This window comes from Cupriavidus sp. 22TCCZM01-5, from assembly GCF_057798915.1.
Window position 1 is genome coordinate 66,792 of record NZ_JBYOJR010000003.1, and the last position, 22,411, is coordinate 89,202.

Annotated in this window: 24 protein-coding genes; 12 read left to right on the forward strand and 12 right to left on the reverse strand. The window is 65.9% G+C overall.

Translation table 11 applies throughout. The features are described from left to right. Positions 1-13: 13 nt before the first annotated feature. Both AC3FNH_RS03910 and cysS read right to left on the reverse strand, forming a co-directional pair. Positions 14-772, reverse strand: a complete 759-nt coding sequence (locus tag AC3FNH_RS03910) for a DNA-3-methyladenine glycosylase family protein (RefSeq protein ID WP_488719135.1) — start codon at positions 770-772, stop codon at positions 14-16. Beyond that, a complete protein-coding gene (gene cysS, locus AC3FNH_RS03915) occupies positions 769-2,157 on the reverse strand; it encodes a cysteine--tRNA ligase (protein WP_488719136.1) in 1,389 nt (462 codons plus the stop codon). Before cysS ends, AC3FNH_RS03910 begins: the two co-directional genes overlap by 4 nt. A 243-nt stretch (positions 2,158-2,400) precedes the next feature. Between cysS and AC3FNH_RS03920 the strand changes: the two genes are divergently transcribed. The 4 genes from AC3FNH_RS03920 (at position 2,401) to AC3FNH_RS03935 (ending at position 5,116) form a co-directional block, all read left to right on the forward strand. Next, entirely contained in the window at positions 2,401-3,054 is a 654-nt protein-coding gene (locus AC3FNH_RS03920; protein ID WP_488719137.1) for a tetratricopeptide repeat protein, read from the forward strand. 75 nt (positions 3,055-3,129) lie between these two features. Continuing rightward, positions 3,130-3,717 carry a peptidylprolyl isomerase gene (locus AC3FNH_RS03925; RefSeq protein WP_488719138.1) on the forward strand — a complete coding sequence of 196 codons (588 nt, stop codon included), beginning with the start codon at positions 3,130-3,132 and terminating at the stop codon, positions 3,715-3,717. Between the two features lie 24 nt (positions 3,718-3,741). Continuing rightward, entirely contained in the window at positions 3,742-4,242 is a 501-nt protein-coding gene (locus AC3FNH_RS03930) for a peptidylprolyl isomerase (protein WP_276097809.1), read from the forward strand. Between the two features lie 76 nt (positions 4,243-4,318). Beyond that, positions 4,319-5,116, forward strand: a complete 798-nt coding sequence (locus AC3FNH_RS03935; protein ID WP_488719139.1) for a UDP-2,3-diacylglucosamine diphosphatase — start codon at positions 4,319-4,321, stop codon at positions 5,114-5,116. A gap of 42 nt (positions 5,117-5,158) precedes the next feature. Here the strand turns inward: AC3FNH_RS03935 and cysE are convergent, their stop codons facing one another. Then, positions 5,159-5,902, reverse strand: coding sequence for a serine O-acetyltransferase (gene cysE, locus AC3FNH_RS03940; protein WP_276097811.1), 744 nt, complete (start codon positions 5,900-5,902; stop codon positions 5,159-5,161). 262 nt (positions 5,903-6,164) lie between these two features. Next, positions 6,165-7,043: an RNA methyltransferase gene (locus AC3FNH_RS03945; protein ID WP_488719140.1), complete on the reverse strand. Its 879-nt coding sequence runs from the start codon at positions 7,041-7,043 to the stop codon at positions 6,165-6,167. Between the two features lie 179 nt (positions 7,044-7,222). Between AC3FNH_RS03945 and AC3FNH_RS03950 the strand changes: the two genes are divergently transcribed. The 6 genes from AC3FNH_RS03950 (at position 7,223) to AC3FNH_RS03975 (ending at position 13,990) form a co-directional block, all read left to right on the forward strand. Continuing rightward, positions 7,223-8,044, forward strand: a complete 822-nt coding sequence (locus AC3FNH_RS03950; RefSeq protein ID WP_276097813.1) for an inositol monophosphatase family protein — start codon at positions 7,223-7,225, stop codon at positions 8,042-8,044. 160 nt (positions 8,045-8,204) lie between these two features. Further along, positions 8,205-8,420 (forward strand): HP1242/YdcH family protein, encoded by a 216-nt coding sequence (locus tag AC3FNH_RS03955; protein WP_276097814.1) that lies wholly within the window; start codon positions 8,205-8,207, stop codon positions 8,418-8,420. A 1-nt stretch (position 8,421) separates the two neighbouring features. Then, a complete protein-coding gene (ppk2, locus tag AC3FNH_RS03960; protein ID WP_276097815.1) occupies positions 8,422-9,516 on the forward strand; it encodes a polyphosphate kinase 2 in 1,095 nt (364 codons plus the stop codon). Positions 9,517-9,557: 41 nt separating this feature from the next. After that, on the forward strand, positions 9,558-9,992 hold the full coding sequence (locus AC3FNH_RS03965) for a universal stress protein (RefSeq protein WP_488719141.1): 435 nt from the start codon (positions 9,558-9,560) through the stop codon (positions 9,990-9,992). A 333-nt stretch (positions 9,993-10,325) separates the two neighbouring features. Further along, positions 10,326-12,950: a DNA mismatch repair protein MutS gene (gene mutS / locus AC3FNH_RS03970; protein WP_488719142.1), complete on the forward strand. Its 2,625-nt coding sequence runs from the start codon at positions 10,326-10,328 to the stop codon at positions 12,948-12,950. Beyond that, positions 12,947-13,990: a hypothetical protein gene (locus AC3FNH_RS03975; RefSeq protein WP_276097818.1), complete on the forward strand. Its 1,044-nt coding sequence runs from the start codon at positions 12,947-12,949 to the stop codon at positions 13,988-13,990. Before mutS ends, AC3FNH_RS03975 begins: the two co-directional genes overlap by 4 nt. Before the next feature lie 71 nt (positions 13,991-14,061). Here AC3FNH_RS03975 and AC3FNH_RS03980 read toward each other — a convergent pair whose 3' ends face one another. Beyond that, the gene (locus tag AC3FNH_RS03980) at positions 14,062-14,586 is read right to left on the reverse strand and encodes an FKBP-type peptidyl-prolyl cis-trans isomerase (RefSeq protein WP_276097819.1); all 525 of its coding nucleotides are present in this window, start codon (positions 14,584-14,586) and stop codon (positions 14,062-14,064) included. An 11-nt stretch (positions 14,587-14,597) separates the two neighbouring features. Here AC3FNH_RS03980 and AC3FNH_RS03985 point away from each other — a divergent pair, with 11 nt between their 5' ends. Together AC3FNH_RS03985 and AC3FNH_RS03990 are read left to right on the forward strand one after the other, a co-directional pair. Next, a complete protein-coding gene (locus AC3FNH_RS03985; protein ID WP_488719143.1) occupies positions 14,598-15,806 on the forward strand; it encodes a ribosomal protein uL16 3-hydroxylase in 1,209 nt (402 codons plus the stop codon). A gap of 200 nt (positions 15,807-16,006) precedes the next feature. After that, positions 16,007-16,246, forward strand: a complete 240-nt coding sequence (locus AC3FNH_RS03990; protein ID WP_276097821.1) for a hypothetical protein — start codon at positions 16,007-16,009, stop codon at positions 16,244-16,246. A 75-nt stretch (positions 16,247-16,321) separates the two neighbouring features. On the opposite strand, the gene AC3FNH_RS03995 is transcribed toward AC3FNH_RS03990, so the two are convergent. The 7 genes from AC3FNH_RS03995 to AC3FNH_RS04025 form a co-directional block, all read right to left on the reverse strand. After that, the gene (locus AC3FNH_RS03995; protein ID WP_488719144.1) at positions 16,322-17,107 is read right to left on the reverse strand and encodes an MBL fold metallo-hydrolase; all 786 of its coding nucleotides are present in this window, start codon (positions 17,105-17,107) and stop codon (positions 16,322-16,324) included. Between the two features lie 73 nt (positions 17,108-17,180). Further along, entirely contained in the window at positions 17,181-18,413 is a 1,233-nt protein-coding gene (gene bamC, locus AC3FNH_RS04000; protein WP_488719145.1) for an NlpB/DapX family lipoprotein, read from the reverse strand. Positions 18,414-18,459: 46 nt separating this feature from the next. Continuing rightward, positions 18,460-19,344: a 4-hydroxy-tetrahydrodipicolinate synthase gene (gene dapA / locus AC3FNH_RS04005; protein ID WP_488719146.1), complete on the reverse strand. Its 885-nt coding sequence runs from the start codon at positions 19,342-19,344 to the stop codon at positions 18,460-18,462. Positions 19,345-19,481: 137 nt separating this feature from the next. Further along, positions 19,482-20,057, reverse strand: a complete 576-nt coding sequence (locus AC3FNH_RS04010) for a class I SAM-dependent methyltransferase (RefSeq protein ID WP_276097825.1) — start codon at positions 20,055-20,057, stop codon at positions 19,482-19,484. 10 nt (positions 20,058-20,067) lie between these two features. Then, complete coding sequence (locus AC3FNH_RS04015; RefSeq protein WP_276097826.1) at positions 20,068-20,733, reverse strand: site-2 protease family protein; 666 nt, start codon at positions 20,731-20,733, stop codon at positions 20,068-20,070. 52 nt (positions 20,734-20,785) lie between these two features. Continuing rightward, positions 20,786-21,409, reverse strand: a complete 624-nt coding sequence (locus AC3FNH_RS04020) for an L-threonylcarbamoyladenylate synthase (RefSeq protein ID WP_488719147.1) — start codon at positions 21,407-21,409, stop codon at positions 20,786-20,788. Between the two features lie 85 nt (positions 21,410-21,494). Then, entirely contained in the window at positions 21,495-22,340 is an 846-nt protein-coding gene (locus AC3FNH_RS04025; protein WP_276097828.1) for a 3',5'-nucleoside bisphosphate phosphatase, read from the reverse strand. Positions 22,341-22,411: the final 71 nt, after the last annotated feature.

Genomic DNA, 22,411 nt, shown 5'->3' on the forward strand with positions numbered 1-22,411 from the left:
GTTACGGCTATGCCTAATAAGTCACTGGCAGCGGGTCGAGACTACGCCACATGTACCATGTAGCCACTGTTCGCCAGGGCTCCCAGTTTGCCGCGACTTCGCGCGCTTCGCTACGGGTCACGGGCTCGCCGCTGAAATAATTGGTCGAGATCGCATTGATCAGTCCGATGTCGTCCAGGGGCAGGACGTTGGGCCGCATCAGATTGAACATCAGGAACATCTCGGCCGTCCAGCGACCGATGCCGCGGATCTGCGTGAGCTCCGCGATGACGGCTTCGTCGTCCATCACCGCCCATTCGCTCACATGGACGCGGCCGGCCTTGAAGTGATCGGCGAGGTCGGTGATGTATTCCGCCTTGCGGCGCGACAGCCCGCAGCCGGCCAGCTTCTCGGGCCCCGCGCGCAGAATCTGTGCAGGCGTCAGCTTCGGACAGGCCGCGGCCAGCCGCTCCCAGACCGACTGCGCCGCCTTGACCGAAATCTGCTGACCCACCACCGAGCGCGCGAGCGTGATGAACGGATCCCCGCGCGAGACCAGATGGGCCGGACCATAGGTCGGGATCATCTTGCGCAGGATCCGGTCGCGCTTCATGAGGTCGGCGCAGGCCTCATCCCAGTAGGCGGGACGTACGGCGTCGACGACCGTCTCGACCGGCAGCGGCAATGCCTCGGCTTCCGGCAGCACGGCCTTCCCGTCCCTCGCACCACCCTTGGCGGTGCGGGAAGTGGCGGTCTTGGCCGGTGCGGCGGGCTTGCGCGCGGCAGCGTTCAAGCACGCCTCCATTCGGTCGCACCGCCTGGCTTGTCTTCCAGCACGATGCCCGCGGCCAGCAGTTCCGCGCGGATGCGGTCGGCTTCCGCGAAGTTACGCTCGGCCTTGGCCGCCTTGCGCGCCGCGATCAGCGCCTCGATTTCTTCCGGCGCCGGGCCGTCCGCCTGCTTGCCGCCCTGCAGGAATGTATGCGGATCACGCTCGAGCAGGCCCAGCGTACCGGCCAGTCCCTTGAGCTGGCGGGCCGCCACGGAGGAGCCGGTGCGGTTGATCTCGCTGGCCAGGTCAAACAGCACCGCCATGGCGATCGGCGTGTTGAAGTCGTCGCCCATAGCCTCGGCAAAGCGCTTCGCGTGCGCCTCTTCCCAGTCCACGGCATAGCCGCCGGGCTGCGCATCCTTGAGCGCCGTATAGAGTCGCGTCAGCGCGTGCCGTGCATCGTCGAGGTGGGCATCGCTATAGTTCAACGGGCTGCGGTAGTGCGCACGCAGGATGAAGAAACGGACCACTTCCGGGTCGTATTCCCTCAACACCTCGCGGATCGTGAAGAAGTTGCCGAGCGATTTCGACATTTTCTCGTCATTCACGCGCACAAAGCCGTTGTGCATCCAGACATTGACGAACGGCCTGCCGCTCGCGCCTTCGGACTGCGCGATCTCGTTCTCATGGTGCGGGAACTGCAAATCGGCACCGCCGCCGTGGATATCGAAATGCTCGCCGAGCAGCGTGCAGCTCATGGCCGAGCATTCGATATGCCAGCCGGGGCGGCCCTTGCCCCACTTCGAATCCCACTTGCTCTCGGGCGGCTCGCTTTCCTTGGCGGATTTCCACAGCACGAAGTCGAGCGGATCCTGCTTGGCATCGTTGGCCGTCACGCGCTCGCCGGCGCGCAGGTCTTCCAGCGACTTGCCGGAAAGCTTGCCGTAGCCGTCGAACTTGCGCACGGAGTAGTTCACGTCGCCATCGGTCGCCTGGTAGGCAAGCCCCTTTGCTTCGAGCTTGCCGATCAGGTCGAGCATCTGCGGCACGTAGTCGGTCGCGCGCGGTTCATGGTCCGGGCGGACGATGCCCAGCGCATCGGCATCCTCGTGCATGTACTGGATGAAGCGCGTGGTCAGCTGGCCGATGGTTTCGCCATTCTCTGCCGCGCGGCGGATGATCTTGTCGTCGATATCCGTAATGTTCTGGACAAATGTCACCTCATAGCCGGCGGCCCGCAGCCAGCGATGCACCATGTCGAACACCACCATCACGCGCGCGTGGCCGACGTGACAGTAGTCGTACACGGTCATGCCGCACACGTACATGCGGACCTTGCCGGGCTCGATGGGCACGAATGGCTGTTTCTCACGCGCGAGCGTGTTGTAGATGTTCAGAAGCTGCATGAAGCAATGAGTGTGATGTGAGGTGACTGCCGGCAACTGTCGCCCGGCCCGTGACGGCGTCGTCAGGCCCGGCGCGATGGCGCGCGCGCAAACCCCGGAGCCCCATATCTTACCGGAAGCGCCCTGCCGCCACCCACCGCCGACGGGTTACGTGGCGCCGCCCCGGTGGCGTGTCATCTACGTGCATCGTGCCGGCGGTGCCGCTTTGCTAGAATGCCGCGGAGTATAACGGACCGCCCTTCAATGAGCCTGACCCTGCCCACCGAGCGCCTCGCCCCAGCGCGCCGCGCCATGACCGCACTGGCCGTGCTTGCCGCGCTGGCAGGCACTGCCCATGCGCAGAACGGCCCGCTGTCCCTGGCCGCCCCGACCGCGCCGCCATCGGGGCCGCGTTCGGCCGACCCTGGCATGGCCAAGGCTGAACGCGCCGCCGCCGGCAAGCGCTACGACGAAGCCATTTCCGGGTACGACCGCGTGCTGGCCACCAACCCTCGCAATGCGCAGGCCCGTTTCGAGCGCGCCTGGGCCATGGCGCAGGCTGGCCGCGAGGACGACGCGATCCGGGCATTCGCCGAAATGGCGCAGGATTTCCCAGAGCTGCCAGAGCCGCACAACAACCTCGCGCTGCTCTACGCAAAACGCGGCGACCTGAAACGCGCGGAAGCGGAGCTGTTGCTCGCCACCGAGGTCAAGCCCGGCTTTGCCATCGGCTACACCAACCTGGGTGACGTCTACCGGCGCCTGGCCGAGCAGGCCTATGCCGAAGCGCTGCGCCGCAACCCCGGCGATGCGCGCGCCGGCGCCGCGCTGCGCCAGTTGCGGCCTGCCGCAAGCCCGGCAAGCCCGACCACCCCGGCCCCGGTCCACGCGCCTGCCAGCGCACCGGCCGCGCGCTGATACCGCCGCCCACTTCCTGTTCCGTCGCCGGGCCCCAGGGCCCGGCGCAATCCCAAGACTACCGGAGCCGCAGTCATGATCCGTTCCCGCCGCATCCTCCTGGCCGGCCTGAGCGCCGCCGCACTGGCCCTGTCTGCCCTGCCGTCGATGGCACAGCAGACGCAGAAGGCCGAACGTGTGCAGTTCGTCACCAGCCAGGGCAAGTTCACCGTCGAGGTCTATCCCGACGCCGCGCCCAAGACCGTCGCCAACTTCATGGAGTATGTGAAGAGCGGCTTCTACACCGGCACCATCTTCCACCGCGTCATCAACGGCTTCATGGTGCAGGGCGGCGGTTTCGACCGCGAGATGAAGCAGAAGCCCACGCGCGCGCCGATCCCGCTCGAAGCCCAGAACGGGCTGAAGAACAAGGCCGGCACGGTGGCCATGGCACGCACCGGCGACCCGAACTCGGCCACCGCCCAGTTCTTCGTCAATGTGGTGGATAATCCGAATCTCGACTACCCGCAGCCGGACGGCAACGGCTACGCCGTGTTCGGCAAGGTGGTGGAAGGCATGGATACGATCGAAAAGATCAAGAACGTGCCGACCACGGCCTACGGCCCCATGCGCAATGTGCCGGCCACGCCCATCGTGATCGAGTCGGCCAGCGTCATCCAATAAACACTACCGTACAGAGGAATGCCCATGTCCAAGGTCCAGCTCCACACCAACCAGGGTGTCATTACCATCGAACTCGACTCCGAAAAGGCTCCGAAGTCGGTCGAGAACTTCCTGTCGTATGTCCGCAAGGGCCACTATGACAACACCATCTTCCACCGCGTGATCAAGAACTTCATGATCCAGGGCGGCGGCTTCGAGCCCGGCATGAAGCAAAAGGGCACGGATGCACCGATCGAGAACGAAGCCGGCAACGGCCTGAAGAACGACAAGTACACCGTGGCCATGGCGCGCACCAACGCACCCCACTCCGCCACGGCCCAGTTCTTCATCAACGTGGTCGACAACGACTTCCTGAACTTCAGCTCGCCGACGCCGCAGGGCTTCGGCTATGCCGTGTTCGGCAAGGTCGTCGAAGGCACCGAGGTTGTCGACCAGATCAAGGGCGTGCGCACCGGCAGCTCGGGCTTCCACCAGGACGTGCCGCTGGAAGACGTGGTGATCGAAAAGGCCGTGATCGTCGAGTAAGCGCACGATCGATGCCCCACGATTGCGGCCTCATGCACCCTCTCCTGCCGGCAACCATCTCCCCCAGGCCCTGCGCATGACCGCAATCCCCACCACGCCGGTGGCCAGTCCCCTCGAGGTACAGGCACCGGCGTGGTTCATTTCCGACCTGCACCTGACCCCGGGCATGCCCCGCACGCTGGCCGCGTTCGAGCGCGCGCTGGAGCGCGCCGCCTCGGAAGCCCGCACCCTCTTCATACTGGGCGATTTCTTCGAGTTCTGGGTCGGCGACGAAGAGACCAGCTCCCCGTTTGCCACACAGGTGGCAAACGCACTGCGCACGCTGGCCGGGCGCGGCGTGCCGGTTTACCTCATGCATGGCAACCGCGATTTCCTGCTGGGCAAGCGCTTCGCCAATGCGGCAGGCGTGACCTTGCTGCCCGACCCGACCGTCATTCTCTGCGCCGGCCAGCGCGTGGTGCTGAGCCACGGCGACATGCTGTGCACCGATGACGAGCGCTACAACCGCTTCCGACGCTGGACCCGCAAACCCTGGGTCCAACGCCTGTTCCTGGCACTGCCGCTGTCGGCTCGGCTGGGCGTGGCGCGACGCCTGCGCGTGGACAGCGAAGCCGGACGCGCGCGCCAGCTTGCGCAAGGCCTGCCGACCCAGGTCGTATACGGCGATGCCACACCCGCTGCGGTGACGGCACTGCTCGAAGCCTGCGACGCCCGGCTGCTAGTGCACGGCCACACGCACCGCCCTGCACGGCACCAGGATGTCTCGGGCGTGCGCTGGGTGCTCACCGACTGGGATCTCGACGGCAGCCAGCCGCGCGCCGCGGTGCTGCAGCTGGACGAAGGCGGCTTCCATCTGTTGCCACAGACGACATAAGGGGCAGCCCAGGCCGCCCCTCTCTGTGTTCCGACGCTACACCTACTTCATCAGTCTGCGCAGTTCGCTTGCATCGAAGCGGTCGTTCGGCGTGTTCTCCAGATGCTCGCCCAGCCGGTCGAGCGCGGCCAGCACGGCCTCGATGCGATCGTTCTGCTTGGCGGCATTGTCGATCAGGCCCTTGAGCGCAAGCGAAACCGGATCATCGGCATTCGGCGTGATGCCATAAGCGGAGAACTCCTGCTTCGCGCCTTGCTGCGATACCGGCGCGTCGGGCAGGATGATGCGGGCCGGCACGCCCACGGCTGTCGCGCCAGGCGGCACGGGCTTGAGCACCACGGCATTGGATCCAACGCGCGCACCGTCGCCCACCTCGAAGCCGCCAAGCACCTTGGCGCCGGCGCTCACGACCACGTTGGCGCCCAGCGTCGGATGCCGCTTCTGCCCCTTGTACAGCGACGTGCCGCCCAGCGTCACCCCCTGGTAGATGGTGCAGTCGTTACCAATCTCCGCGGTTTCGCCGATCACCACGCCCATGCCGTGGTCGATGAAGACGCGCCGGCCCAGCTTGACCGCCGGATGAATTTCGATGCCGGTGAGAAAGCGCGACCAGTGCGAGATCCAACGCCCCAGCCAATGGAATCCGGCATTCCAGCAGACATGGGCGAAGCGGTGAAACACCACGGCGTGCAGGCCGGGATAGCAGGTCAGGACTTCGAGACGGCTGCGCGCGGCGGGATCGCGCAGCATGATGGTGTCGATATCTTCCTTCAGGCGAGAGAACATCTTGGTTCGTGTCGTGTTGCCGCGCCGTGCGCCAGCCATGTCGGCATCTGCCGCGGGCCTGGTCGCCGGCGTGGTCATTGGCCGGTGAAAACGGGATCAGGGAGTGTAAGAGATTTGGGGCCCCGATGCCGTCATGGTCATTGGCTTCGACGCGTGTTCAACATCGCCCGGACAGGTGCGCGCGGCCGCCCGCCGGGCGATGCGCGCCTTGGCGCGTCGCTGCGGGGGAATGTGGGGCTCGGGCCGGGGTGTGCGCCACCGTTCAGTACTCCTCTTGCCGGGACGGCGCAGCCGGACCGGGTTGTTCTGGCTTGGCGGTACCGCCTCGCACCGCCAGCAACATGTGCTTGGCCATACCGCGCAGGATATTCACTTCCTCGCGCTCCAGCCCTGCGCGGGCCAGCAGGCGCCGCAGACGCGACATCAGCTTGCGCGGATTGCCAGGGTCGAGGAAGCCGATCGCTTCGAGCCCCTGCTGCAGGTGCCCGAACATGGATTCGACCTGCTCCGCCGTCGCCGGCTCACCAGCATAGCCGATATTGCCACTGTCGTCCGGCGCGCCCTGCGCGCGGTCCAGCAATGCCAGGCGCATCTCGTACGCGACGAGCTGCACCGCCTGCGCCAGGTTGAGCGAGGTATAGGCGGGATTGGCAGGGATATGCGTCACCGCCGCGCAGCGCTGCACGGCTTCGTTGGGCAGACCGTAACGCTCGTTGCCAAACACGAACGCGATCTCGTCTTCGGCACGCGCGGCCAGCGCCGTAGCGCCGCGTGCGGCGGCGTCGCGCGGCAGCACGCGCGGCGGCCCGAATTCACGCTGTCGCGCGGTCATCGCCACGGTCTGCGTGGCACCCTCCAGCGCGGCCTCGATGCTGTCTACGATCACGGCGCCGGCCAGCACGTCGTCGGCGCCGCTGGCCATGGCCACCGCGTCCGGATGTTCACGCACGGCCGGGTCGCGTGGCGAAACCAGCACCAGGCTGCCGAAGCCCATGGTCTTGATCGCGCGCGCCACCGAGCCGACATTGCCAGGGTGGCTGGTCTCGACCAGTACAAAGCGCACGCGCGTGAACATCGCCTCCGCGGATGTGGCCGGCGCGGCTGTTCCGCCAGCCTGGCTCGTCTCGTTTGCCGGGTTCATATACAATTCAGCTTCTTCTTTTGGTGCGGCGCCGATACTTTGCCTGCTCGCGAGACGCTTGCAGCACATATGGCGACGCCCCACGTTCTTCTACAATTCGTTGTGTTGTCAGCTGCCCGGGGCCCGGCTCGCGAATCCGTTCGCGCCGCTGTGCGATTCCGGCCAGCCTGGAGAGATTCATGCATCCGATGCTCAATATCGCCATCAAGGCGGCCCGCAAGGCGGGTTCCATCATCAACCGCGCGTCGCTCGACGTCGATCTGGTGCGCGTCTCGCGCAAGCAACACAACGATTTCGTGACCGAGGTCGACAAGGCTGCCGAAGCGGCCATCATCGAGATCATCCGCACGGCCTATCCCGAACACGCCATTCTAGCGGAAGAGTCCGGCCAGTCCTGGGCCGATGGCGAAGACAGCCACGAGTACACCTGGGTCATCGATCCGCTGGACGGCACCACCAACTTCATTCACGGCTTCCCGCAGTACGCGGTGTCCATTGCCCAGCTGCATCGCGGCGTGCCGTCGCAGGCGGTGGTCTATGACCCGACCCGCGACGAGCTGTTCACCGCCTCCAAGGGCGCCGGCGCATTCCTGAACAACCGCCGCATCCGCGTGACGCGCCGCGACAAGCTGGCCGACTGCCTGATCGGCACCGGCTTCCCGTTCCGCGACCTGGAAGGCGTGGAAGAGTACCTAGAAATCTTCGCGCTGATGACGCGCAGCTGCGCCGGCCTGCGCCGCCCGGGCGCCGCCGCGCTGGACCTGGCCTACGTGGCCTGCGGCCGCCTGGACGGCTTCTTCGAACGTGGCCTGAAGCCGTGGGACATGGCCGCCGGCATGCTGCTGATCTCCGAATCGGGCGGCCTGGTCGGCAACTACGCCGGCGAAGCGCGCCAGATGGAACAAGGCGAAGTGCTGGCCGGCAACCCGAAGGCGTTTGCCCAGATGGTCCGCCTGCTGGCCCCTTACTCGCTGGACAACGCCAAGCCCGCCGCGGCCTGAGCCCGCTCGTTTGCGCGCCAGACGCCCGCCAGCCCGGCGGGCGTTTTTGTTTCTGCGCCCTGCCCGCGACGTCAGGGCGGCGATGATCCAGATCAAGACCACCGCACCCTGGGTTACTCAGAATAGGTATATCGAAGCACCTTTTCTGAGGAGGCCCCGAATGTTCCCCGAGTACCGCGACCAGATTTCGCTGCTGAAGGCCCAGGACGCCCATTTCGCGCGGCTGTTCGCCCTGCACAATCAGCTCGACCAGGAAATCCGCAACATGGAAGCCGGCATCGTGCCCGGCACGCCGCTGGAGATCGAACGCCTCAAGAAGGAAAAGCTCCAGATCAAGGACCAGCTCTATGCCATCCTGCGTAAGGCGCGCGCCTGACATGGCAGGAACCGTTCACGACGACACCTCGCCCGGCGCGGTCCGCGCCACCGCACGCGGCGACGTGCTGCCCACCAATACGGCCCGCTCGGCTGAACGCAATCAGGTCAACGATGCCGTCGACGCGGCCGTCCAGCTCGCGGCCAGCAGCCTGCAGGACGTGATGTCCAGGCCGGACAACGATGGCGTGCTCGACGCCATCCGCACGCTGATGGACGGCCTGTCGCCGGACGAGGCAGGGCAACTGCGCAGCCTGATCCTCGAAGGCGATCCCGGCGCCTGGCAGGCTGGCCGGAAACGGCACCCCGACGAGGAACTGTCTGCCGGCTGGCGTGAAGGCGCCTATCCGTACCAGAACCTGATGTCGCGCCGCAATTACGAAAAGCAGAAGTACCGCTTGCAGGTGGAACTGCTGAAGCTGCAGGCCTGGGTGCGCGAGACCGGCCAGCGCGTGGTGATCGTCTTCGAAGGCCGCGACGCGGCCGGCAAGGGCGGCACCATCAAACGCTTCATGGAACACATGAATCCGCGTGGCGCCCGCGTGGTGGCGCTCGAAAAGCCCACCGAATCGGAACGCGGCCAGTGGTACTTCCAGCGCTACGTGCAGCATCTGCCGTCCGCCGGCGAGATCGTGCTGTTCGACCGCTCCTGGTACAACCGCGCCGGCGTCGAGCACGTGATGGGCTTCTGCTCGCCGCAGGAGTACCAGGACTTCCTGCAGCAGGCGCCCGAGTTCGAGCGCCATCTCGTCCGCAGCGGCATCCACCTGTTCAAGTTCTGGTTCTCCGTCAGCCGGCACGAACAACGCCGGCGCTTCAAGGAGCGCGAAATCCATCCGCTCAAGCAATGGAAGCTGAGCCCGGTCGACATCGCCTCGCTCGACAAGTGGGAAGCCTACACCCGCGCGAAGGAAGCGATGTTCGCCCATACGGACACGGCCGATGCACCGTGGACGGTGATCCGTTCCGACTGCAAGAAGCGGGCACGGCTGAACGCGCTGCGCTTCATCCTGTCCCGCTTCCCTTATGCCAACCGCGACACCACCTCGATCGGACAGCCCGACCCGCTGATCGTCGGACGCGCGATCGCCAACTGACCCTGCACCCCTCTTACCCTTCCGTCATTGAAAGGAAATCCATGTTCAAGCACATCCTGCTCTCGGTTGATGGCACCGACCTTTCCCACAAGGCAGTTTCCGCCGCGATCGAGTTCGCGCGCACGACCGGGGCCCGGCTGACGCCATATATGTGCGTGGAGGAATATCCCTACGTCCTCTCGACCGATTCCAGCCACGAGAAGCGGGACGTATTCAAGCAACGTGTCGAGGCTGCCGCCCGGCAGGAGCTGTCGCGCATCGAAGCCGCCGCGGCATTCGCCGGCGTGCCGTGCACCGGCCACGTCTCCACGGCTGCCGTACCGTACCGCGGCATCATCAACAGTGCACAGGAGCTTGACTGCGACGTCATCTTCATGGCTTCTCATGGCCGCAGCGGCATCAGTGGCCTGCTGCTCGGCAGCGAGACGCAGAAGGTACTGACGCACAGCACGATTCCGGTGCTGGTCTTCCGCTGATACGGCTTCAGTGTCCTGCCCCACCGCCGGCCTCCCCAGCCAGCTCTCCGGCATAGCGGCCGCTATGCCGGACCGCACCACGATTTCCCCACCTCACGCGCTCCGGCCACAAGCCAGCCTGCGGTAAACTCCTTGCTTTGGCCGCCCGGACACAATCCGGGCCGCATCCGCACGCCGCGGAATCACAGGCCGACGAAGAGACGGCAACGACCCGCAACGTTGTGCGCAACGCGTTGCCCAAGTTGCCGCAAGGCCATGCCAGACAAGGGAATGCAGGAGAAAATCGAATTGAATCAGGAAGTTGCAAAACCCCTTGCGGAGAAGCACACCCCCATGATGCAGCAGTACCTGCGCATCAAGGCGGACCATCCGGACACCCTCCTCTTCTACCGGATGGGCGATTTCTACGAGCTGTTCCACGACGATGCCGAAAAGGCCGCGCACTTGCTCGACATCACGCTGACCGCGCGCGGCAGCTCCAATGGGGTGCCGATCCGCATGGCCGGCATTCCATTCCACTCCGTGGACCAGTACCTCGCCAAGCTGGTCAAGCTTGGCGAATCCGTGGCGATCTGCGAGCAGATCGGCGACCCGGCCGCGAGCAAGGGACCGGTCGAGCGCAAGGTCGTGCGCATCGTCACGCCAGGCACGCTGACCGATGCCGCGCTGCTGCCGGACAAGTCCGATACCTTCCTGATGGCCGTGCACCAGCAGACCACGCGCCGCGGCGTCAGCAAGACAGGCCTGGCCTGGCTCAACCTGGCAAGCGGCGAGTTGCGGCTGATGGAATGCAAAGCGGCGCAACTCACGCGCGAACTCGAGCGCATCCGCCCCGCTGAACTGCTCTATGCGGACGGCATCGAACTGCCGGCCGTTGCGTGCGCGCGTACGCGCCTGCCGGAATGGCACTTCGACCAGGACGCCGCCACGCGCCGCCTGCTGGAGCAGCTTGGCGTGGCCAGCCTGGAACCATTCGGCTGCACCGGCCTGGGCGCCGCGATCGGCGCGGCAGGCGCGCTGCTGAACTATGCGGCCACCACACAAGGGCAGTCGCTGCGCCATGTGCGCGAAGTCAAGGTCGAGCGGGAATCGGAATTCGTCGGGCTGGACTCGGCCACGCGCCGCAACCTGGAGCTGACCGAAACGCTGCGCGGCGGCGAATCGCCCACGCTGTTCTCGCTGCTCGACACCTGCGCCACCACCATGGGCAGCCGTGCCCTGCGCCACTGGCTGCATCATCCGCTGCGCGATCCGGCCCTGCCAAGGGCGCGCCAGCAGGCCATCGGCGCGCTGATCGACCATGGCATCGAGGACCTGCGCGGCGCGCTGCGCAAGCTCGCCGACGTAGAGCGCATCACCTCGCGCCTGGCGCTGCTGAACGCGCGCCCGCGCGACCTGTCGTCGCTGCGCGATACGCTGCGCGCATTGCCCCACGTGCGGGCCTGCCTCCAGGCAGAGCCTGACAGCTCGCTGCTGTCGCTGACGCTGGCCGAGCTTGGCGTGCCCCATGCCTGCCTGGACCTGCTCGTCTGCGCTGTCGCGGAAGAGCCCGCCACGGTCATCCGCGACGGGGGCGTGATCGCGCGCGGCTACGACGCCGAGCTGGACGAGTTGCGGGATATCTCGGAGAACTGCGGCCAGTTCCTCGTCGACCTGGAAGCCCGCGAGCGCACGCGCACGGGCATCGCCAACCTGCGCGTGGAATACAACCGCGTGCACGGCTTCTACATCGAAGTCACCAATGGCCAGGCCGACAAGGTGCCGGACGACTACCGCCGACGGCAAACGCTGAAGAACGCCGAGCGCTACATTACGCCCGAGCTGAAGGCCTTCGAGGACAAGGCGTTGTCGGCACAGGACCGGGCGCTGGCACGCGAGAAGCAGCTCTATGACGGCCTGCTTCAGGCGTTGCTGCCGCATATCGGCGAACTGCAGCGCGTGGCCGGTGCGTTGGCGCGTCTTGACGTGCTGGCGGCCCTGGCCGAGCGCGCCCAAACGCTGGACTGGTCATGCCCCGAGCGTGTCCCAGAGAATGTGATCGACATCGTGCAGGGCCGCCACCCGGTGGTGGAAGGCCAGCTGGCCGCCGAATCGGTGCCCTTCATCGCCAACGACTGCCAGCTGAACGAGGCACGCAAGCTGCTGCTGATCACCGGCCCGAACATGGGCGGCAAGTCGACTTTCATGCGCCAGACGGCACTGATCGTGCTGCTCGCCTGTGTCGGTGCCTACGTGCCGGCCCGGCGTGCCGTGATCGGCCCGGTGGATCGGATCTTCACGCGCATCGGCGCGGCGGACGACCTGGCCGGCGGACGCTCCACGTTCATGGTGGAGATGACCGAGGCGGCTGGCATCCTGCACCATGCCACGCCTGCCAGCCTGGTGCTGATGGACGAGATCGGCCGCGGCACCTCGACGTTCGACGGGCTGGCGCTGGCCTGGGCCATCGCGCGCCACCTGCTGTCGCACAACCGCAGCCACACGCTGTTTGCGACCCATTATTTCGAACTCACGCAGCTGCCGCAGGAATTCCCGCAGGCAGCCAATGTGCATCTCTCGGCCGTGGAACATGGCGACGGCATCGTCTTCCTGCATGCCGTGCAGGACGGCCCCGCCAGCCAGAGCTACGGCCTGCAGGTCGCGCAACTGGCCGGCGTGCCCCAACCCGTGATCCGCGCGGCGCGAAAGCACCTGACCTGGCTTGAGCAGCAGTCGGCCGAGGCCACGCCTACCCCGCAACTGGACCTGTTTGCCCCGCCGCCTGTGCCCGACACCAGCGACGAAGACGAACACGCCGACGCCCCAACCCCGGTGCGTGCGGCCTCACTGCCGCCCGAACAGGCAGCCGTGCTCGACGCGCTTGCGGACCTGGATCCGGACAGCCTCACGCCACGGGCTGCCCTGGACGCGCTCTATCGGCTCAAGATGCTGGCGGACGAGGCTGTCGACGCCGCATGAGTGCTTCAGGTAGCCGGCCCCGCGGCCGGACTCTCGTGCTTGCCGCGTTGCTGCCGTTGCTGGTGGCCGCGTCGGTGTCCGCCGCGGAGCCTGCCCGTCGCTCGGGCAAGCCCGCACTCGCGCCACCGACCGTCCGCATCGCCTTGCTATCGGACCTGCCGCAATGGCCCGCTGCCGAAGAACGCGTGGCTGCCCTGTTCGACCTGCTGGCCGAGCGCAAGCTCGACCTGGTGGTCCACGCGGGCGGCATCAAGGGCGATACGGAGTCATGCGGGGATACGGTGCTGCAGGCCCGCCAGCACCTGCTCGACCAGTCGCCGCTGCCGCTGGTGTACGTGCCCGGCGAAACCGACTGGGCCGAATGCCACCTGCCGGTCAATGGCAACTTCGATGCCGTGGAGCGGCTCAACCGCCTGCGCGAGCTGTTCTTTCCGGAAGACGCCACACTCGGCAAGCAACCGCGCACCGTGGTGCGGCAATCGGACCAGGCCATGTTCCGCAGCTTCCGCGAGAACGTGCGGCTCGGCATCGGCAACGTCCTGCTGGTCGGCCTGAATATCCCTGGCGACAACAACCATTACCGCAGCGAAGGGGGCCGCAACGGCGAGTTCGAAGACCGGCGCGAAGCCAACCACCAGTGGCTGGCGCGCGCGTTCTCGCTCGCCCAGCAGCGCGGCATGGCCGGCATCGTCATTGTCGCGCACGGCGATCCGCAGTTCGGCAATGGCTGGGAGAAGCGCGGCAAGCCGACGCTGCTGGACGGCTTCATGCGCCGGCGCCCGCGCGACGGCTACCTGGAGTTCAAGCGTCAATTGCGCGAACTCGCCGGACGCTACCGCGGACAGGTGCTGCTCGTCCATGCCGGCAGCAATGGCTTCCATACCGACAAGCCGCTGCGCGACACGGCGGGCAAGCCGATGCCGAACTTCACGCGCGTGGCCTTGCCGGCCGGTACGACGGCGCAATGGACTGAACTGATCGTGACGCCTCAAATATCCTCGCCATTCTCCGTGGTACTGAAGGATGGGGTCGGAGGCTAGCCGGCAAGCCGTCAAAAGCAAAAAGAGCCGGAAACTCCGGCTCTTTTTGCTGAGATCATGACTGCGATGCGTCAGTGCAGCGTGTGCGGCGTGTCGTCGTCATCTTCGTCGACAACTTCGACACCCGATGCGCCGTGCGCATGGCCATGCTGGACTTCCTCGGCCGTGGCTTCACGCACCTCGGACACCTTCAGCCAGAAGCGCAGCGCCATGCCGGCCAGCGGATGGTTGCCATCGAGCACCACCTTGTCTTCGGCCACATCGGTCACGGTATAGATGACGGAGTCCTCTTCATCGCCATCTTCGGGCATGCCTTCGAACTGCATGCCGACTTCGAGCGGCTCGGGGAAACGGTCGCGCGGCTCGACCTTGACGAGTTCGGCGTCGTAGTCGCCAAATGCGTCTTCGGGCTCCAGCTGCAACTGGGTCTCGAAGCCGGTGTCGTGGCCGTCGAGTGCTTCCTCGATCTTGGGGAACGTGCCATCATACCCGCCGTGCAAGTAGACCATGGCCTCGTCCGATTCCTCGATCAGATTGCCTTGCGCATCCGACAGCTTGTACATCACGGACACCACCGTGTTCTTAGCGATTTTCAATTCTTGACTCCATGAACGATTCCGCATTATACGCGCACGCCCTGCCGCCTGGCCCCGTCGATCCGGATGCACCGCTCGGCCTTCTTGGTGGCATGACGCCCGCTGCATTCATGCGTGATATCTGGCAACGCAAACCGCTTCTGATTCGACAGGCATTTCCCGGAATCGTGCCGCCTGTGTCGCGCGAGGCGCTTTTGTCGCTGGCGGACCGCGACGAAGTCGAATCGCGCCTGGTGACGCACTTCCGCAACAGGTGGAAGCTCGAGCAAGGGCCTTTTGCCACCGAAAACCTGCCGTCCCTCAAGACCAAACAGTGGACCCTGCTGGTGCAGGGTGTCAACCTCCATGATGCAGCCGCGGCGGACCTGATGGGCCAGTTCCGCTTTGTGCCCGACGCACGCCTGGACGACCTGATGATCAGCTACGCCACCGACGGCGGCGGCGTCGGCCCGCACTTTGATTCCTATGACGTGTTTCTGCTGCAGGTTTCGGGCCGGCGCCGCTGGCGCATCTCGTCGCAGACGAAGCTCGATCTGCTGCCGAACCTCCCGCTGAAGATCCTGGCCGACTTCAGCGCCGAGGAAGAATGGGTACTGGAACCCGGCGACATGCTCTACCTGCCGCCTCAGTACGCACACGATGGCATTGCCGAAGGCGAATGCATGACCTGCTCGATCGGGTTCCGCGCCCCCGCCTATCGCGAGCTTGCCGGCCATTTCCTGGCCTGGCTCTCCGAAACGGTGGAAGACAACGAAGACCTCGGCGGCCGCTATGCGGACGCCGGCGAACGCGCGGCAAAGCATCCCGCGCAACTGCCCGCGGGCATGGCAAAGGCGGTCGCGCAGCGTCTCAAGGCCCTGCAATGGAACAGCGCGATGGTGTCGGAATTCCTCGGCACCTATCTGTCCGAACCCAAGCCGACGGTCGAATTCGCGGAAGTGCCCGACATCCCGATGCGCCAGTACGCAAAGCTCGCGCGCACGCATGGCGTCGTGCTGGCACCGGGCTCGATTGCTCTCTATGACGGCACCCATTTCTTCCTGAATGGCGAAGCTTATGAGCCTCCGCCCGAACTGGCGCGCTGGCTGCACAGATTGGCCGATTATCGGCAACTCTCCGCTGAGGAAATCAAGGCATGCGCAGAACTGCCTGACCTGCTTGACACGTTCCATCACTGGACGCTGGAGGGCTGGCTGCAGTTGTCATCGGCGGCACTGTAATAATGCGTAACATTGCAATTCCGCAAATTTCGACGCTACACAAGCCGGGAAAACGCGGATATAATCAGCGGCTGGCTAGTACTGTGTACCATTGCATTTGACGGCACCGGGAGAGCCTCTATTTTGCAGTTCAAGAGCGATAATTACCGGTAATTATTCATCGCCTGTTTTTTTGGTTATTACAAGTTAAAGGACGAACAATGAAGAAGTCTCTCCTGATCGCATCGCTGCTGGCCGCTGTTGCTCTCGCCGCCTGCGGCAAGAAGGAAGAAGCTGCTGCCCCGGCCGCTGACACCGCTGCTCCGGCTGCTGCCGCCCCGGCTGCTGAAGCTTCGGCCCCTGCCGCTGCCCCGGCCGCTCCGGCTGCTGAAGCCTCGGCCCCGGCTGCTGAAGCCTCGGCTCCGGCTGCTGAAGCCTCGGCTCCGGCTGCCAAGCAGTAATTGGTTCGTACCAATAAAAAAACCGACCTTCGGGTCGGTTTTTTTATTTCCCCGCCACACGCGGCGCGCGCTTCATCAACGGACTGACTGCCAGTCCAGGCCCGCTTCCTGATCCGCCACCAGCACGTCCGTCGGCAAGGTGCCGAGCGCGGACGCCAGCGCTGCCGTGGCCAGTTCAACCGTATTGTTCTGCTTGCTGAGGTGTGCCGCGACAACGCGGTTCAGCCCGCCATGGGCCACCTGCGCCAGGATGCTGGCCGCCACTTCATTGGCCAGGTGACCGAAGTCCCCGCCAATGCGGCGCTTGAGCGAAGCCGGGTAGACTGAGTTGCGCAGCATCTCGCGGTCGTGATTGCATTCGAGCACCAGCGCATCGACACCCGAAAGGCGCGCCGTCACATACGGCGTTTCCATGCCGATATCCGTCAACACACCAAGACGCGCATCCCCGTTGGACAGCACAAACTGCAAGGGTTCGCGCGCATCATGCGGCACGGTGTATGGCAATACCTGCAGGCCACCGACGCTGAAGACGTGATCGGCAGCACAGACACGCACATCGGCCGCGTTTGCGCCGCGCAGGTGGCATGTCGCCAGCCATGTGCCATGACTGGCATGCACGGCCAGGCCGTGGCGCGCGGCAAAGGCATAGGCCGAGCCCACGTGGTCGCCGTGCTCGTGCGTCACAAGGATAGCGTCGAGCTGGTCCGGCGTGACGCCCAGGCGCTCCAGGCGCCTGGCAGTCTCGCGGATGCCGAAACCGCAATCCAGCAGGATACGGGTGGTGGTGGTTCCTTCGCGGGATTCAACCAGCAGCGAGTTGCCCTCGCTGCCACTACCAAGAAAGGCAAAGCGCATCATGCGTGCGCCCGCCTCATGGCATGTCCTGCGAACCGGGCCGGATGGCCCGTTCGATCGGCCTGCACACCAGGCGTCAGTGGAGTTGCTCGTCGAGCAGCGAGAGGATGCGCTTGCCGATTTCGCCGTTCTCAGGCTGGCCGGCTTCGTTGAGCACCGTCACGAGCGTGCCCGATCCGGTGCCCTTGAGCGCCACGCGGTACTTCTTGGCAGTCTTCGCATCATCGGGCTTGGTGAACAGCTTGGAGAAGAAGCCACGGCTGTCGACGCTGGTGCGCGGATCGACATAGCGCACGTAGTACAGGCCCTGCGCACGGTCGCGGTCTTCCACGGTGAAGTTCACGCGATCGAGCGACAGGCCCACCGAACGCCAGGCACGGTCGAACGGCTCCGGCAGTTGCAGCGCCGGAGCGCCGTTGACCTGCGACAGGTACGACTTGCCGGCTGCCGAGGACGTCTCGCCCGCGGCGGCTGCACCAGTTGCCGCCGCACCGGTTGCTGCTGCAGCTGCGCTGTTGCCGGCCGGCGTCGGGCTCTTGGCCATCCGGTCGGCCTGCTCCTTCTGCACGCCCAGGCGTTGTGCCAGGCGCGAGAGGAATTCGGCTTCCAGCTCCGGATCGGCCGGACGCGGCGTCCAGACGGTGGTCGACTTGTCGACACCGGTCAGTTGCTCCTGCGCGCCGCGATGGCTGATGAAGACCTCGAGCGTGCCGTTCTGCGAGCGCTCCACACGCGTGCGGAACTTGTCGCGCTCCGACGTCGAGTACAGGCCGTCGAACACCTTGCCGATGGTATTGCGGATGATGTCCTGAGGAATCTTGGCGCGATTCTCCGCCCAGTCGGTTTCCATGATGCCGGTCTCAGGCGAATCCTGGACCAGCAGGAAACCGCTTTCCTGCCAGAAGCCGCGCAGCGATTGCCACAGCTGGTCGGCACGCATGCCGTTGCTGATCACCAGCCAGCGCTGGTTGCCGTCGCGCTCCATGCGGATGCCCTGCGCCGAAGGCAGGACGTTTTCCGTCGGCGAGGCTTCGCGCGTCTTGGTCGCCTGGCTGTAGTTCGACAGCGTCGACGTGCCGTTCTGGTCGGGCACTGAGTAGCGGCGATCGCCTTCCAGCTTGGTCAGGTCGGGCGGAATATCGAGCGACGGGGTACGCTTCGAAGCCGACGACTTGTAGTCGATCTTGTCCGGCTGCATCGCTTCATTGATGCTGCTGCAGCCCGTGATTACGCCTGCGGCAAGCACGGGCACAACCAGTGCGGCGCGGCGGACTTGCATCGCGCCACGGCGGTTAAGCTTGAGTTTCATTGACACGCAATCCTAGTTGATGGGAGCGGCACGGGTGCGCCGGAAATCAGCGCAGCAGGCCGGCGGCGGCCAGTGCCTTGCGCACGGTCTCGTAGTTGGACTCGGACAGCGGCGTGAGCGGCAGGCGGATGCCGCCTTCCATCTTGCCCATCTGCTGCAGGGCCCACTTGACCGGAATCGGGTTGGCCTCGCAGAACATCGCCTTGTTCAGCTCGATCAGTTCCATGTGCAGGCGGCGCGCGGTCACCACGTCGCCCTTGAGCGCGGCCGCGCACATCTCGTGCATCTTGCGCGGCGCGACGTTGGCGGTCACCGAGATATTGCCCTTGCCGCCCAGCAGGATCAGCGCCACGGCGGTGGGATCGTCGCCGCTGTAGATCGCAAAGCCTTCCGGCGCGTCCTTGATCAGCTGCGCGGCGCGGTCGATGTTGCCGGTCGCTTCCTTCACCCCGACGATGCCAGGCACCTGCGCCAGGCGCAGGATGGTGTCGTTGTTCATGTCCGCAACGGTGCGGCCCGGCACGTTGTACAGCAGCACGGGCAGATCCACCGCCTCGGCAATGGTGCGGAAATGCCGGTACATGCCTTCCTGGGTCGGCTTGTTGTAGTACGGCACGACCTGCAGCGAGGCGTCGGCACCAACCTTCTTGGCGAAGGCCGTCAGCTCGATGGCTTCATTCGTCGAGTTGCCGCCGGTACCGGCGATGATGGGAATCCGCTTGCCTGCCTGCTCCACCGCCACGCGAATCAGTTCGCAATGCTCGTCCACCGAGACGGTGGGCGATTCGCCGGTGGTGCCAACGATCACGATGGCATCGGTGCCCTCGGCCACGTGCCAGTCGACGAGTGCGCGCAGTGCCGGATAGTCCAGGCTGCCGTCCTCATGCATCGGGGTGACGATGGCAACAATGCTGCCGGTAATCTGTGTCATAACGTTAGGGAATTCGGGATGCGAATAACAGGATTGTACCGGAACCGCCGGCCGCCTCGACCGATGTTCCGACACGGGGTTAAACCAAGCGTATCAACGTGTGAAGCAGCATTCTCGCGGACCAACGGGGCGCCACTTCACGCGGGCAGCCGGTAGCGCGGCCGCACGTCGCTGCCTGCCGCTTGCGCCACCTCGCGCACGGCACACAGACGCTGCACGAAAGCCGTTCCGGGCACTTCGAGCACGCCATCCTCATAGCCGATCACACGCAGTCCGTGCATGCGCGCCACTTCCAGCAACTCGCCCGGCTGCAGCAGGAAATCAGGCCGCGAGGGCTTGCCGACGGTCTCGTTTCCGCTGGCAAAGGTCTCATACAGCAGCACGCCGCCCGGTGCCAGCGCATCGGCAAGGTCGGACCACAGCGGGCGATGCAGGTAATTGGTGACAACCACGGCATCGAACGGCGCCTCGCCGGCGAGCGGCCATGTGCCCTGCTCAAGGTCCTCGACGCGCCCGGCAATGGGCGCTGGCAGCGCCGCAATGGCTTCGGCATCGCGGTCGACGCCGACCACCGCATGGCCGCGTTCGGCAAACCAGCGCGCATGGCGGCCGCTGCCGCATGCGAGATCGAGCACCCGGCCTGCCGGACGCACGAGGTGGGCCCAGCGCGTGACCCATTCAGACGGAGCGCCGGTCGGCGCGTGAGCGAGCATGGACAGCACCTTACTGCAACAGCATGATGATTGGCCGCAGCATCAACTCCACGATCGAGCTGAGCAGGTTGATCACCGGCCGCATCCAGACCGACGTGATCACGCCGGCCGCGACCAGGGCCAGCACGACGAAAATGCCGTACGGCTCGATGCGCGACACCGAATAGGCCACGCGCGGCGGCAGCAGTGCGGTCAGCACGCGGCCACCGTCCAGTGGCGGAATCGGGAACAGGTTGAACGCCGCCACCACCAGGTTGACCAGCACCCCGGCGCGCGCCATTTCGCTGAAGAACGGCTCGGACACCCGCGCCCAGGCCAGCCCGATCGCGATCAGCGCCCACAGGAAGGCCTGCACGACATTGCTGGCCGGCCCGGCCAGTGCCACCCACATGCCATGCCAGCGCGGGTTGCGCAGCCGCCCGAAATCGACCGGTACGGGCTTGGCGTAGCCAAACACGAACTGACCGCTCGTCAGCAGGTACAGCAGCAACGGCACGGCGATGGTGCCGATCGGATCGATGTGCCGCGCCGGGTTCAGGCTCACGCGCCCCAGCGCATAGGCAGTGGTGTCGCCGAAGTGCTTGGCCACATAGCCGTGCGATGCCTCGTGCAGCGTGATCGCAAACAGCACCGGCAGGGCATAGACGGCAAAGGTCTGAATGAGGGAAGAATCCATGAGGCTTATTGTACCGGGCAGGCTGGCTGTCGGATCACTCGCCAGCGGGAATTCAGAGGCCGAAGCGTGCGATGTCGCCCCTTCCGGCGCGCACCAGTTCCGGTTCGCCGCTGGTCAGGTCGATCACGGTCGTGGGCTGGGCCGGCGCGGGCCCGCCGCAAATCACGAGGTCCAGCAGCTTCTCGAGCCGTGCCCGGATCTCCGAGGGATCGTTCATCGGCTCCTCGTCGCCGGGCATTTGCAGCGTCGCGGTCAGCAGGGGTTCGCCGCCTTCGGCCAGCAGCGCCAGCGGGATGGCGTGATCGGGCACGCGCACGCCGATGGTCTTGCGGGCCGGGTGCGACAGCCGGCGCGGCACTTCCTTGGTCGCCTCGAGGATGAAGACGTACGGCCCCGGCGTGGCGCCCTTGATCCAACGGTACTGCCGGTTGTCGACACGCGCGAAGCTGCCCAGCTCGGACAGGTCGCTGCACATCAGCGTGAGATGGTGCTTGTCGTCGATGCCGCGCAGCCGGCGCAGGCGCTCCACCGCCGCCTTGTCGTCAAGCTGGCAGGCGAGCGCATAGCTGGAGTCGGTCGGCAGCGCGATCAACCCGCCCTGGCGGATGATCTGCGCGGCCTGCTTGACGAGGCGCGACTGCGGGTTGAGCGGGTGGATCTCGAAGTACTGTGACATGGCCGGGCTCAGGTGCGGGTTCGGACGGGATTCGCGGCCGGCGGCCAGGCACTCTCGCCCGCGCCAGCCCGGCGGCCTGGGCAGGTTACCAGTCGTGCCATACGGGCGTGACCGTAGCGGGCAAGGGAGGCAAGGCGCCCAATTCCACGCGCCCCTCGCCGGGTCCGTGGAAGTCCGAGCCGCGCGATGCCAGCAGGCCGTAGTGCCGGGCCACGTCGGCGTAGCGCCGGTACTGGTCTGGCGTGTGGCTGCCCGTCACCACCTCGACCGCGCCGCCACCCAGCGCCGTGAACTCGTCGAACAGCGCATCGTGCTGCGTATCGGTGTAGTTGTAGCGACCCGGGTGGGCCATTACGGCAATGCCGCCAGCCGCGCGGATCCAGCCAATGGCCTCGGACAGGTTCGCCCAGCGATGCCCCACGTAGCCAGGCCGCCCCTCGGACAGGTACTGGCTGAAGACGTCGCTGATCGTGGCGCAGTAGCCCTCGTCCACTAGCCAGCGGGCGAAATGGGTTCGCGAGATCAGGTCCGGGTTGCCGACATGCTTGAGCGCGCCCTGGTAGGCACCTTCGATGCCGATCTTCGCCAACGCGTCCCCAATATCGCGGGCCCGCCGCGCACGGCCCGAGCGCGTGTCGGCCAGCCCGTCGATCAGCTCCGGGCAGAACGGGTCGATCCGCAGGCCGACGATATGCACGGTCTGCCCGGCCCACGTCACCGAGACTTCGACGCCCGGGACATAGCGCATGCCCAGGGCCTCGGCAGCGGCACGCGCCTCGGCCTGGCCACCGACCTCGTCGTGGTCCGTGAGCGACCACAACCGCACGCCGCCGGCATGCGCGCGCTCCGCCACGGCGCGTGGCGACAGTGTGCCGTCTGACACGGTGGAATGGCAGTGCAGGTCGGCGTTGAGTGTGCGGGGGTCGGGCATGTGGCTATTCTACTCCCCCTATGTGCCTTCGGGCTGGCTCGACCGGTACGCGGCGCCGCAACGCAAAGCCC